13 protein-coding genes and 1 pseudogene are annotated in these 11,789 nt (G+C 68.1%); 7 read left to right on the plus strand and 7 right to left on the minus strand.

Annotated elements, in window-relative coordinates; genetic code table 11:
• Nucleotides 1-81 precede the first annotated feature (81 nt).
• The 5 genes from QZ847_RS01065 (at nucleotide 82) to QZ847_RS01085 (ending at nucleotide 4,208) form a co-directional block, all read left to right on the plus strand.
• Nucleotides 82-1,758, plus strand: coding sequence for a M28 family metallopeptidase (locus QZ847_RS01065; RefSeq protein ID WP_294352290.1), 1,677 nt, complete (start codon nucleotides 82-84; stop codon nucleotides 1,756-1,758).
• Entirely contained in the window at nucleotides 1,758-2,723 is a 966-nt protein-coding gene (locus tag QZ847_RS01070) for an agmatine deiminase family protein (protein WP_294352291.1), read from the plus strand. Before QZ847_RS01065 ends, QZ847_RS01070 begins: the two co-directional genes overlap by 1 nt.
• A 315-nt stretch (nucleotides 2,724-3,038) precedes the next feature.
• A complete protein-coding gene (locus QZ847_RS01075) occupies nucleotides 3,039-3,251 on the plus strand; it encodes a cold-shock protein (protein ID WP_093004040.1) in 213 nt (70 codons plus the stop codon).
• A gap of 100 nt (nucleotides 3,252-3,351) precedes the next feature.
• A complete protein-coding gene (locus QZ847_RS01080; protein ID WP_294352293.1) occupies nucleotides 3,352-3,600 on the plus strand; it encodes a hypothetical protein in 249 nt (82 codons plus the stop codon).
• Nucleotides 3,597-4,208, plus strand: a complete 612-nt coding sequence (locus tag QZ847_RS01085) for a hypothetical protein (protein WP_294352295.1) — start codon at nucleotides 3,597-3,599, stop codon at nucleotides 4,206-4,208. The genes QZ847_RS01080 and QZ847_RS01085 overlap by 4 nt, the downstream gene beginning before the upstream one ends.
• An 18-nt stretch (nucleotides 4,209-4,226) precedes the next feature.
• Here the strand turns inward: QZ847_RS01085 and QZ847_RS01090 are convergent, their stop codons facing one another.
• Nucleotides 4,227-5,096 (minus strand): 3-hydroxybutyryl-CoA dehydrogenase, encoded by an 870-nt coding sequence (locus QZ847_RS01090; protein WP_294352297.1) that lies wholly within the window; start codon nucleotides 5,094-5,096, stop codon nucleotides 4,227-4,229.
• A 79-nt stretch (nucleotides 5,097-5,175) separates the two neighbouring features.
• Here QZ847_RS01090 and QZ847_RS01095 point away from each other — a divergent pair, with 79 nt between their 5' ends.
• Nucleotides 5,176-6,189, plus strand: a complete 1,014-nt coding sequence (locus QZ847_RS01095; RefSeq protein ID WP_294352300.1) for a DUF1176 domain-containing protein — start codon at nucleotides 5,176-5,178, stop codon at nucleotides 6,187-6,189.
• 34 nt (nucleotides 6,190-6,223) lie between these two features.
• Here the strand turns inward: QZ847_RS01095 and egtD are convergent, their stop codons facing one another.
• From egtD to QZ847_RS01125, 6 genes are read right to left on the minus strand one after another with little or no spacing between them, the layout of a single operon-like run.
• On the minus strand, nucleotides 6,224-7,201 hold the full coding sequence (gene egtD, locus QZ847_RS01100; protein WP_294352301.1) for an L-histidine N(alpha)-methyltransferase: 978 nt from the start codon (nucleotides 7,199-7,201) through the stop codon (nucleotides 6,224-6,226).
• Nucleotide 7,202: 1 nt separating this feature from the next.
• Nucleotides 7,203-8,462, minus strand: coding sequence for an ergothioneine biosynthesis protein EgtB (gene egtB, locus QZ847_RS01105; RefSeq protein ID WP_294352303.1), 1,260 nt, complete (start codon nucleotides 8,460-8,462; stop codon nucleotides 7,203-7,205).
• A 35-nt stretch (nucleotides 8,463-8,497) separates the two neighbouring features.
• Nucleotides 8,498-9,055 (minus strand): cob(I)yrinic acid a,c-diamide adenosyltransferase, encoded by a 558-nt coding sequence (locus QZ847_RS01110; protein WP_294352305.1) that lies wholly within the window; start codon nucleotides 9,053-9,055, stop codon nucleotides 8,498-8,500.
• Nucleotides 9,056-9,068: 13 nt separating this feature from the next.
• The gene (locus QZ847_RS01115) at nucleotides 9,069-9,302 is read right to left on the minus strand and encodes a twin transmembrane helix small protein (RefSeq protein WP_093004054.1); all 234 of its coding nucleotides are present in this window, start codon (nucleotides 9,300-9,302) and stop codon (nucleotides 9,069-9,071) included.
• Between the two features lie 9 nt (nucleotides 9,303-9,311).
• Nucleotides 9,312-10,142: a tRNA glutamyl-Q(34) synthetase GluQRS gene (gene gluQRS / locus QZ847_RS01120; protein WP_294352318.1), complete on the minus strand. Its 831-nt coding sequence runs from the start codon at nucleotides 10,140-10,142 to the stop codon at nucleotides 9,312-9,314.
• Between the two features lie 34 nt (nucleotides 10,143-10,176).
• Nucleotides 10,177-10,497: a multidrug efflux SMR transporter gene (locus tag QZ847_RS01125; protein ID WP_294352307.1), complete on the minus strand. Its 321-nt coding sequence runs from the start codon at nucleotides 10,495-10,497 to the stop codon at nucleotides 10,177-10,179.
• Nucleotides 10,498-10,687: 190 nt separating this feature from the next.
• On the opposite strand from QZ847_RS01125, the pseudogene QZ847_RS01130 reads away from it, so the two are divergent.
• A pseudogene (locus QZ847_RS01130) lies at nucleotides 10,688-11,789 on the plus strand (S9 family peptidase); the annotation flags it as partial.

Below are 11,789 nucleotides of genomic sequence, written 5' to 3' on the forward strand. Positions count from 1 at the left end.
TAGGTTTGCGCGACGGTGGTCTGTGCTGCTTGCGGACGCTTGTCGTGGCTGGCAGATGCCGGGGTAACAGATGGAGTTTCCATGCGCCTGATCGCTACCCGCCTGACCGCCACCCTTCTCGCCTCCGCGCTCGTGTCGCCCGCAGCACTTGCTCAAACGACGACCCCCGCGCCCGCGATCCCCGTCCAGACGCTCAAGGACGTGACCAAGGAACTGTCGTCCGACGCCTATGAAGGTCGCGCACCGACCACGGCGGGTGAGACCAAGACGATCGACTATCTGGTCAAGCGGATGAAGGCGGCGGGGTTGAAGCCCGGCAACGCGGGCAAGTGGACGCAGGACGTGCCGATGGTCGCCAGCACCGCTAGCAGCGTGCGCCCGATGGTGTTCTCGGGCGGCACGACCCCGCTGTCGCTCGCCTACAAGAGCGACATGGTGGTCGGCACCTACCGCGTGGTCCCACAGGTCAGCATCGCGAACTCGCCCGTCGTATTCGTCGGTTACGGCGTCAACGCGCCCGAAAAGGGCTGGAACGATTACGCCGGGCTGGACGTGAAGGGGAAGACGGTCGTCATCCTGTCGAACGACCCCGACTGGTCGACGCCCGAGACGAAGGGCGTCTTCAACGGGCGCGAGATGACCTATTACGGTCGCTGGACCTACAAGTTCGAGGAGGCCGCGCGGCAGGGCGCCACTGCCGCGATCATCGTCCACGATACCGAACCCGCCGCCTACCCTTGGGCGGTCGTGCAATCGTCGTGGACCGGCGAACAATACGAGCTCGACGCCGCCAACAACCACATGGACCAGAGCCAAGCGATCGGCTGGATGCAGCTGGCGCAGGCAAAGGCGCTGTTCGCCAGCGCGGGCAAGGACTTCACCGCATTGTCGCGCGCCGCGGCGACCAAGGGGTTTCGTGCCGTGCCGCTGGGCGTCACCATGTCGGTCGGGTTCGAGAACAAGATCAAGAAATCGCTGTCGCACAACGTCATCGGCGTGCTGCCAGGCAAGTCCGCAGCACAGGGCGGTGCGCCGGGCGATTACGTGCTCTACTCGGCGCACTGGGATCATCTGGGCCGCTGCGAGCCGGTCAACGGCGACGACATCTGCAACGGCGCGGTCGACAATGCGTCGGGCACCGCCGGGCTGATCGCACTCGCCGAAACGTTCGCCAAGGCGCCGCCGACGCGCCGCTCGGTCGCATTCCTGGCGGTGACCGCGGAGGAATCGGGGCTGCTCGGCAGCGCTTATTACGCGCAGCACCCGGTGTTCCCGCTGGCGCGTACGGTCGCGGGCATCAACATGGACGTGCTGAACGTCAACGGCGCGGTGCGCGATTTCGAGATCACGGGTGCGGGCAAGAGCGAGCTGGAGGACATGGTCAAGCCACTGCTCGCCGCTCAAGGACGCCGGATAACGCCCGAGGCGACGCCGGAGAAGGGGCATTACTTCCGCTCCGACCATTTCTCGTTCGCGAAGCTCGGCGTGCCGATGCTGGCGGGCGGCAGCGGCGAGGATCTGGTCAACGGCGGGGTCGCGGCAGGCAAGGCCGCGGCGGAGGATTACACCGCCAATCGCTATCACAAGCCGCAGGACGAATATCGCGCTGACTGGAATTGGGACGGCGCGGTGCAGGATCTGACGATCTACTATCAGCTCGGCCGCGAGCTGGCGGACGGCAGCGCCTGGCCCAATTGGTACAAGACCGTCGAGTTCCGCGCCGCGCGCGATCGCTCGCGCGCCGGAGCCGTCAAGTGATGACGCGCACGCCGCCGGCCGAATGGGCGCCGCACGCCGCGGTGTGGATCGGCTTTCCGAGCCATCCCGAGCTGTGGCAGGACGACCTCGATCAGGCGCGCGACGAGGTCGCGGCCTTCGCCGCCGCGGTCTACGCCGACGGCGCGGGCGAGACGGTGATCCTGGTCGCCGCCGACGACGAGGCAGCCGACGCCGCGCGCGCGCTGGCGCCGTTCGCCGAGGTAGTGGTCGAGCCCTTCGGCGACATCTGGCTGCGCGATACGGCCGCGATTTTAGACGGCGCAGGTGTGGCGCACGACTTCCGGTTCAACGGCTGGGGCGGGAAGTATGACCTGCCCGGCGACGACGATGTCGGTGAGCGTCTCGCCGCCACCCGTGGCCTTGAGGCGGAGGCGCACGACTGGGTGCTGGAGGGCGGCGCGATTGACGGCGACGGGACTGGGACCGTTGTCACGACCGAGCAATGCCTGCTCAATCCCAATCGCAACCCGTCGCTGTCGCGCGACGAGATCGAGCGGCGACTGCGCGACGATCTGGGCTACTCACGCGTGGTCTGGCTGGGCGACGGGCTGCTGAACGATCATACCGACGGGCACGTCGACAACCTCGCCCGCTTCGTCGGCGAGAACCGGCTGGCGCTGCCGCAGGCGGCGGAGAACGACCCCAATTGGCGCGTCTACCAGGACGCCGCGGCGCGCGCGCGCGCCGCCGGGCTGGAGGTCGTCCACGTCCCCTCCCCCGGCCGCGTGCTGCGCGACGAGGAGGTGATCCCGGCGAGCTACATGAACTTCTACATCGGCAACGCCGCCGTGGTAGTGCCGCTCTACGGTACCGAGCACGATCAGGCGGGCGTCGCCGCGGTGCAGGCGCTGTTCCCCGACCGCCACGTGGTGGGCCTGCGCGCCGACGCGATCCTGACCGGGGGCGGAAGTTTCCACTGCATCAGCCAGCAAATCCCGGACTAGCCGCGTCAATCCCAGCCTAGCCGCGTCGGCAAAGCGACGGCGGCCTTGCGCGGCCCGTCCGCGCAAGGCCGGGATCGGCAGGCGGGTCGGCAAAGCCGAACCCATCCGACGTCCAGGCGGCGGCTACGCCGTCGCCCACTCCCTACCGCTCACACCATTAAACCTTGCGCTGCCCCACGTTCGCGCCCACATTGGTACCGCTATAGTCGCACATCGACGGTTTTTCGGCGCTCTGCGACCTTTCTTCCTTCCTTCCCTGCAGCCTTGAGCGGCGTGCGCGTCCGTCTGTCGGCGCGCCTTCGATAAGGGAAGAACATGAGCATCACCGGCACCGTCAAATTCTTCAACCTCGACAAGGGTTACGGCTTCATCGCGCCCGATGGCGGCGGCGATGACGCGTTCGTGCACATCTCCGCGGTCGAGCGTTCGGGCATGACGACGCTCAACCAGAACCAGCGTGTCGGCTACGAGCTAGAGCAGGATCGTCGCGGCAAGATGGCGGCGGTGAACCTCAGCCACGCGGAATAAGGCACGCCGTGGTGGCGGTCGGCCGACCGTCACCGTCGTTTCTGGTCGGCGCCGTGACGTGATAGGTTCGCGTCGTGCCCGATCTACGGAGTTCGAGCCCATGTCCAACGACGCCGCCTTTTTCCGCCGCCAAGCCAGCACGCAACGCGATGCCGCCGCGGACGCGACACTCAGCAACGTGCGCGAACGCTGCGAGCGTGCCGCCGCTTCATGGGACGCAATGGCCGTCCGGGCCGAGCGAACCGACAAGCTGCGTGCCGACCGCCAGCCGATCGCACGGACCGAGAGCGACGCGCCCGCGACCGGAGCGCTCGCGTCCGAAGCCGGCCCGATCGTCTCGGCGGAGTGACCGGGCTCGCACTGGCGCTGCGGCAACATTCCAAGTTCCTACACGACCAGCCCGCGCCTACCCCGCAAGTCGAACTCGACCGCGCGGTGGCATTGCTCCTGCGCGCCACCCAGTGTTTGAGCGCTGTCGCAACCGAAGGCAGCCTCTCGCACCCGTGGCCTCGAGGCGATGCGGCAGGCGTACGTGCACGCTATGTCGCCAACTGCCTGCGCGAACTCGATACTTTTCTCAAAGGCGTGCTCAATGAAGTCGCGCCGACCCGCATCGGGCAGCCGCGCGAGCATAACGCCGCCAACCGTGTCGAACGCCTGCTGAGCGCGACAACGCCGGCGCCGACGCTCACCACCTTGCGGATGCCGGGTGTGACGACGGACGCCGACCGGCTGCGCGCACTCGGCCGCTCGCGCGCGTGCCTATGGCATTGTCACGGGCTAGTGCGACGCGCCGACCGGCCGGAGGTCGCGTGGATGTCGGCGGGCTGGTGCGCATCCGGCTCGACACGCCTACGTCGCTACGGCGTCGGCGAGCGGATGAGACCCGACGGACGCGAACTCGCCGGCGTGGCGGCCTTCTACCATGATCTTGCGGGCAGGATCGCGCGGCGCTGACCCTGCCCGCGTTTTCGATCAGCGCGTCGGGACCGGCGTTTCACCCGAGTAATCGTAGAAGCCGCGCCCGCTCTTGCGACCGTACCAGCCCGCCTCGACGTATTTGATGAGCAGCGGCGCGGGGCGGAACTTTGGATCGCCCGTGCCCTCGAACAGCACGCGCGTGATCTCCAGGCAGGTGTCGAGCCCGATGAAGTCGGCGAGCGTCAGCGGACCCATCGGATGGTTGAGCCCCAACTGGCAGGCGAGATCGATGTCGGGGACCGTCGCCACGCCCTCTCCCAGCGCGAAGCACGCTTCATTGAGCATCGGCATCAGCACGCGGTTGACGATGAAGCCCGGCGCGTCGTTGGCGCGCACCACCTGCTTGCCGAGCTGCTGCGCGTAGTTTTCGATCGTCGCCACCGTCTCATCGCTGGTCGCGAGCCCGCGGATGATCTCGATCAGGCCCATGACGGGCACCGGATTGAAGAAGTGCACGCCGATGAAGCGCGCCGGATCGGGTGCGGCCTGCGCCAGCCGCGTGATCGGGATCGACGAGGTGTTGGACGCGAGCACCGCGTCGCTGCCCAGCACCTTGCCGACGCGCTCAAAAATCTGCCGCTTGATCGCCTCCCGCTCGGTCGCCGCCTCGATCACCAGCGCGCAATCGGCCATCGCACCCACGTCGCCGACGGCCTCGATCCGCCCAAGCAGGCTGTCGCGCGCCTCCGCGTCGATCTTGCCCTTCTCGACATCGCGTGCCAGCCGCTTGGCGATGCCCGCCTTGCCCGCCTCAGCGCGCGCCTGGTCGACGTCGCTTAGGATCACGCGGTAGCCCGCCGCCGCCGACACCTGCGCGATGCCGGCACCCATCTGCCCCGCACCGATCACGCCCACTGATTGCATTCGCTCGTTCCTCATCCTCATGTGCCCGCGCGCTCTAGCCCGCTTTGCCGCCGCCGCGCCACCGCGCTATCGGTTTGGCATGCGCCTGATCGTTACCGCCGCCATGCTGTTCGCCGCCTCGCCTGCCATCGGACAGGCGCGACCCGGCGCACTCAAGACGTTCAGCGATTGGGCAGCAGGATGCGACAATACGCATCGCTGCACGCTCGCCTCACTCGCGCCGGAGCGGGTGTCGGGGTCCGGCTACACGGTCGCGATCACGCGCGCGGCCGGACCGGCGGGCGGCTACGAGATCGCGATCGGCAACACGGGCGACGGTGCCGCGCCGACCGCACTGCGCGTCGGCGCACAACGGTTCGTAGTGGCAGGCAGCGGGCTGGCCGGGGCGAACGCAGCGCGGATCGTCGCGGCGCTCACCGGCGCACGCAGGCTCGTGCTCGTCGGGCGGGCGGGCAAGCCGCTCGGCACCGTGTCGCTCGCCGGCATCTCGGCCGCGCTCCGCTACGTCGATGCGGTCCAGCACCGCGTCGATACGGTCACCGCCGCCGTGGCGAAGGGCCGCAACGCCGCCGCCACGGTTCCGCCCGCGCCCGCCGTACCGATCATCCGCGCGCCCGCGCTCACCGGCACGCCAGCGCGTCTGTCCAGGGCGCAGGTCGCCGCGATGAAGCGCACCGCGCGCTGCGAGGCGCCGCCTAGCCCCGATGTTGACTGGAGCCCGGTCGTCTCCGCGGTGGGCGGTGGCGTGTCGCTGGCGGTGCTGCCGTGCTCGGCGGGCGCTTACAACGTCAACGGCGCGTTGTTCGTCATCCGCGGCAACCGCGTCACCCTGGCGCAGACCGACGCGCCCGCGGGGTTCGAGGCGACCGGCGCCGATCCCGAAACGCCGGTGCCGAGCGTCGTCAACGGGCGCGTCGAGAACGGCATGCTCACCAGCTACGCCAAGGGTCGCGGGTTGGGCGACTGCGGCGTGTCGCAAGCCTTCGTCTGGGACGGCACCCGCCTCCGCCTGACCGAGCAGGCGGAGATGAGCGAGTGTCGCGGCAATCCCGAGTTCATCCGCACCTGGACCGCGCGCGTCGAGCGGCGCTGACGCCGTTTACAGGCCGCTTCACCTTCGGCTGCGCTCAGGGCGCGGGCCGCTCCGCCTGCGCCTCGGCCAGGATGACCGCGAACTTGCCCTCGTCGTCGGTCCATTCGCGGATCGGCGTCCAGCCGCCGCTGCGCAGCATGATGCGCGCGTCGCGCGGGCCGTATTTGTGACTGTTCTCGGTATGGATCGTCTCGCCCGCCGCGATCTCGAACGCGCGGCCTTCGACCGTGAACGACACGTCGCGCACTGCTTCCAGATGCATCTCGATCCGCGCGCGATCGTCGTTCCAGATCGCGCGGTGGCGGAATGCGTCAACGGGGATCGTGCCCGCCAGTTCGCGGTTGATCCGCTCGAGCAGGTTGAGGTTGAACGCCGCGGTCACGCCCTGCGCATCGTCATAGGCGGGGACGAGGACGCTCTCGTCCTTGATCCGGTCCATCCCGATCAGCAGCATCGCGCCCTCGCCCAGCGACCCGCGCATCGCACGCAACAAGTCGACCGCGGCGAGCGGGATCAGGTTGCCGATCGTGGAGCCCGGAAAGAAGCCGAGCTTTGGCGCGTCCTTGATCGTGTGCGGCAAAGTCAGCGTGCGGGTGAAATCGGCCTCGAACGGCAGCACCAGCAGGTCGGGGAACGCCGCCGACAAGGTGCGCGAACTCTCGCGCAGGAAGTCGCCCGAAATATCGATCGGGACATAGGCCGACGGCTTGACGCATTTGAGCAGCGTCGGCGTCTTGGTCGACGATCCGGAGCCGAACTCCACCACCGCGCGGCCCTCGCCGGTCAGCTGGTGCAACTCGGGGCAGAGGCTTTCCAGCAGCGCGACCTCGGTGCGGGTCGGGTAGTATTCGGGCAGGTCGGTGATGTCTTCGAACAGCTCCGACCCGCGATGGTCGTAGAACCAGCGCGCGGGGATCGCGCGCGGACGGCGTGCGAGGCCCGCCAGCACGTCGGCGCGGAACTGCGGGTCGGCGAGGCTCGCCTGACCGTCCTCGATTTCGGGTTTCAGCATCTTACAGGTCCTTGGCCAGCCGTACGCCGGTGAACTGCCAGCGCTGATGGGGGTAGAAGAAATTGCGATAGCACGCGCGCGCGTGGTTGCGCGGGGTGGCGCAACTGCCGCCGCGCAGCACGAACTGCCCGTTCATGAACTTGCCGTTATATTCGCCGACCGCACCTTCGACCGCGCGGAAACCGGGATAGGGACGGTATGCGCTGCCGGTCCATTCCCACACGTCGCCGAAAAAGGCCGGGCCGTCCGCCGCCGGGCGGGGCTCGACCGGGCCGGCGGCGTCCATCTGGTTGCCGGCGTGCGCGTCATACCCTTGCGCCGCCGCCTCCCACTCGAACTCGGTCGGCAACCGCGCGCCCGCCCAGGTGGCGTAGGCATCCGCCTCATAAAAACTGACGTGCGTCACGGGTGCGGCGGGATCGAGCGCACGACGCCCGTCCAATCCGAAGCGCGTCCACACGCCTTCACGCTCTTCCCAGTAGAGCGGCGCGACGACGCCTTCGCGCTGCACCCAGCCCCAGCCGTCGGACAGCCACAGCCGCGCGTCGCAGTAGCCGCCGTCGGCGATGAAGCGCTGCCACTCGCCGTTTGTGACCGTTCGGTCGGCGATCGCGTGCGCGGGCACCAGCGCGCGATGGCGTGGCCCCTCGCAGTCGAATGCGAACCCCCCGCCGTCGTGGCCAATCTCGACCACGCGTTCATCGCTCTCGATCCAGCCGATCGCGCCCGGCATCGCGACCGGCACCTTGGGCGCGGCGGGCCAGACGGCGGGTTCGAGCGGGTTCTCGCTCATCAGGTGGAGCAGATCGGTGACGAGCAGTTCCTGATGCTGCTCCTCATGGTGGCAACCGAGCGTGACCAGCTCGATCGCGGCGTCCGGCAGATCATCGATCGCCGCCAGTAGCGCGTCGTTCACTGCCGCACGGTAGGCCAGCACCTCGTCCAGTGTTGGCCGCGTTACCATGCCGCGCCGCCCGCGCGCGTGCCGGCGTCCTTCGGCTTCGTAGTAACTGTTGAACAGGAACGGAAAGCGCGCGTCGTGCAATCGGTAGCCGGCGACGTGATCGCGCAGCACGAACGTCTCGAAGAACCACGTCGTGTGCGCCAGATGCCATTTCGCCGGGCTGGCATCGTCCATCGACTGCACCGTCGCGTCGGCGTCGGAGAGCGGCGCAACCAGCGCCTCGCTCAACGCGCGGACGCGGGCGAAACGGCGTGCCAATTCATTGTGCGATCCAGCGGTCTGGCGCTGCGGTTCCATCATCATCTCCCCGCCGCCAACCAGATTAGTCTATGTTAGCGATTTTCCCCGGCTACCCACAGAACGTCCCCACCCGCCGATAAGTTCACCGCGCGGCACGCGACGAACAGGAAATCGGATAAGCGGTTGAGATAGGCCAAGGCCTGCGGGTTCGCCGCGTCGCCGATTGCAACCGCCGCACGCTCGGCTCGCCGCACGATCGCGCGCGCCAAATGCAGCGACGCCGCCGCCCCGCCCGGCAGCACGAAGCTGGTCAGCGGCGGTATGTCGGCGTTCATCGCGTCGATCTCGCGCTCCAGCCGCTCGACCTGCGCTGGCACGATGCGCAGCGTCATCTCACCGGGCGTAAAATCATCGCCCGGCGTCGCCAGATCGGCGCCCAAGTCGAACAGGTCGTTCTGCACCCGCGTCAGCCGAGCTCGCAGATCGCTGTCGGTCAGGCTCGCGATCGCGACCCCGATCGCGCTGTTTGCCTCGTCAACGTCGCCGATCGCGACCATGCGCGCATCTGCCTTCGACACGCGGCTGCCGTCCACCAGCCCGGTCGTGCCCTGATCACCCGTTCGCGTGTAGATGCGGTTGAGCTTGACCACCCCTACGGTGCGCTCAGCTACGTCCGGCGGCGGCGAGCAGCAGTACGCAGACGAGGATCGCGGCCGCCTGGAACATGATGCGCTGCTGCATCATGCGGTTCGACTTGAGCTGCCCCGCAGTCGGCCCGTCGCCGCCACCGCGTACCTGCGCCGACTGCTCCTGAAGAAAGGAGATGATGCCGCGGACGAGCGCAACCACCGTGGCGAGCATCGCCGCGACGAGCAGGATGACGAGAAAGGTGTTCATGACTTCAACCTAGGTATGAAACGCGCCGTTTGGAAGCTGCCCGCGGCGCAAATCGTCCGCCAGCGGAACGCCGTCGACGCCGCTTTCTCTCAGTGCCGCCAGTGTCGGAGCACCGTGCCGCTTCGCCAGCCGCTCGCCGTCCGGACCGGTCAGCAACTCGTGGTGGTGATAGCGCGGGGTCGGCAGGTCGAGCAGCGCCTGGAGCAGCCGATGGATGTGCGTCGCCTCGAACAGGTCGCGCCCGCGCACCACGTCGGTGATTCCTTGCGCCGCGTCGTCGACCGTGACCGCCAGATGGTAGCTCGCCGGCGCATCCTTGCGCGCTAGCACCACGTCGCCCTGCTGCTCGGGCACCGCCACGATCGTCTCGCCCCGATCGGTCCAGTCGAGTGCACCGATACGCGCGACCGCCGCCACCATGTCGAGCCGCCAGCAATGCGGCTCGTCCATCCGCGCCGTCGCATACGCGCCGCGGCACGTGCCAGGATAGACGCTGGCGGGTCCATGCGGGGCGCTCATCGCCTCGGCGATCTCCGCGCGGGTGCAGAAGCAGGGGTAGAGCAGCCCATCTTTGCGCAGGCGATTGAGTGCCGCCTGGTACAGCGCCAGCCGTGCCGACTGGAACACGACCGGACCGTCCCACGCCAGCCCGAGCCACGCGAGGTCGGCCGTGATCGTCTCGACATGCTCTGCGCGGCTGCGCGTGCCGTCGATATCCTCGATCCGGAGCAGGAACTGCCCCCCGCCGCCGCGCGCCAGATCATGCGCGCGGATCGCGGAATAAGCGTGGCCGAGATGGAGGCGCCCGGTCGGTGACGGCGCGAAGCGTGCGACGATCATGCGCTGCGTCACATGCGCACGCCGGCGCGCGCGCTCAAGCGGTGGCGAAGAACTTCGTCCCCACGACCCCGATGATGATCAGTGCGATAAAGCCGATCTGCGCGGTGTTGAGTCTTTCGCCGAACAGGATCACGCCGAAGATCGTGACGCCGACCGCGCCGAGTCCGGTCCATACCGCATAGGCAGTGCCCGCCGGCAGCCCGCGCATCGCCATTGCGAGCAGCCCCATGTTGACGAAGCTCAAGGTCACCGGCACCGCAGATGCGGCCCAACTGCCCTGCACTGCCGCCCACTTCAGGCTCAGTGCCCAGATGATCTCGGTCACGACCGCCACGCCCAGAATGACCCACGCCATCGGGTTTTCTCCACTCACGGGCTCAATGGAATGGGCACAGCCGCCGGAAACCCGAAAGAGGCGCGGTACCGATGCCGCATGAGGCGGCGCGGCAGCGCGTTAGGTGCTCAACGCGCGATTGTCCACGCTCGCGCCACCCGCCCACGCAATCGGCGTGACTAAATCGCACCTCGCACGTTAGGACGCGCGCATGACCGATCACACCGACGCCGCCGCCGCGCCTACTCCGCCCGTCGCCCCGACGCGCCCGCACGAATTCACCACCCACGGCATCACGATCAGCGATCCCTGGGCGTGGCTGAAGGACTCGAGCTACCCCGAGGTCAACGACCCCGACGTACTCGCCTACCTCGAGGCGGAGAACGCCTATTTCGAGGCGCAGATGGCGCCGCACCGGCCGCTCGTCGACCGGCTCTACGAAGAGATGAAGGCGCGCATCAAGGAGGACGAGTCGTCGGTCCCGCAGAAGGACGGCGACTATCTCTACTGGGCCGCGTTCGAGACCGGGGGCCAGTATCGCAAGTGGTGGCGTCGGCCGGTCGACGCGCCCGCCGACGGTTCGGCCGACGAGCTGATCCTCGACGAACCCGCGCTGGCCGAGGGCAAGGAATATTTCCGGCTCGGTGGCTTCTCGATCTCGAACGACGCGACGAAGCTTGCCTATGCGGTCGACGACAATGGGTCGGAACGCTTCACGGTTCGCGTGAAGGACCTTTCCACCGGCGAACTGCTACCCGACGTGATCGAGGGGATGCTGTCCAACATCGTGTGGATCGCCGACGACAGCGGCTTTCTCTACGGTCTCGCCAACAAGGAATGGCGCACCGACAACGCGCGCTTCCACCGCATCGGCGACGATCCGGCCAAGGACGTCGAGCTGTTCCACGAGGATGATGAGGGCTACCGCGTCGCGGTCGGCGAGACGAGCGACCGGCGCTGGATCGTTATCGGCACCGGCGACCACGTGACAAGCGAGGTGCGCCTGCTGCCCGCCGATAATCCCTTCGCCGAGCCGATCCTCGTCGCGCCACGTCAGTCAGGGCGCGAGTACGATGTCGACATGCACGGCGATACCTTGTTCATCCACACCAACGACACCGACCCGATGTGGCGGCTCGTCACCGCGCCGATCTCGGCGCCGGGCGAATGGTCGGAGCTGATCGCACCGTCGCCGCATTTCTACATGACCGGGGTCGAGTGTTTCGCCGACTTCTTCATCGTCGAGGGCCGAGAGGACGGGCTCGACCAGATCGCCATCCATTCCTACGACGGCGCCGAGCCGAAGCGGATCA

The sequence above is a fragment of the uncultured Sphingomonas sp. genome (assembly GCF_913778135.1).
Classification (GTDB): domain Bacteria; phylum Pseudomonadota; class Alphaproteobacteria; order Sphingomonadales; family Sphingomonadaceae; genus Sphingomonas.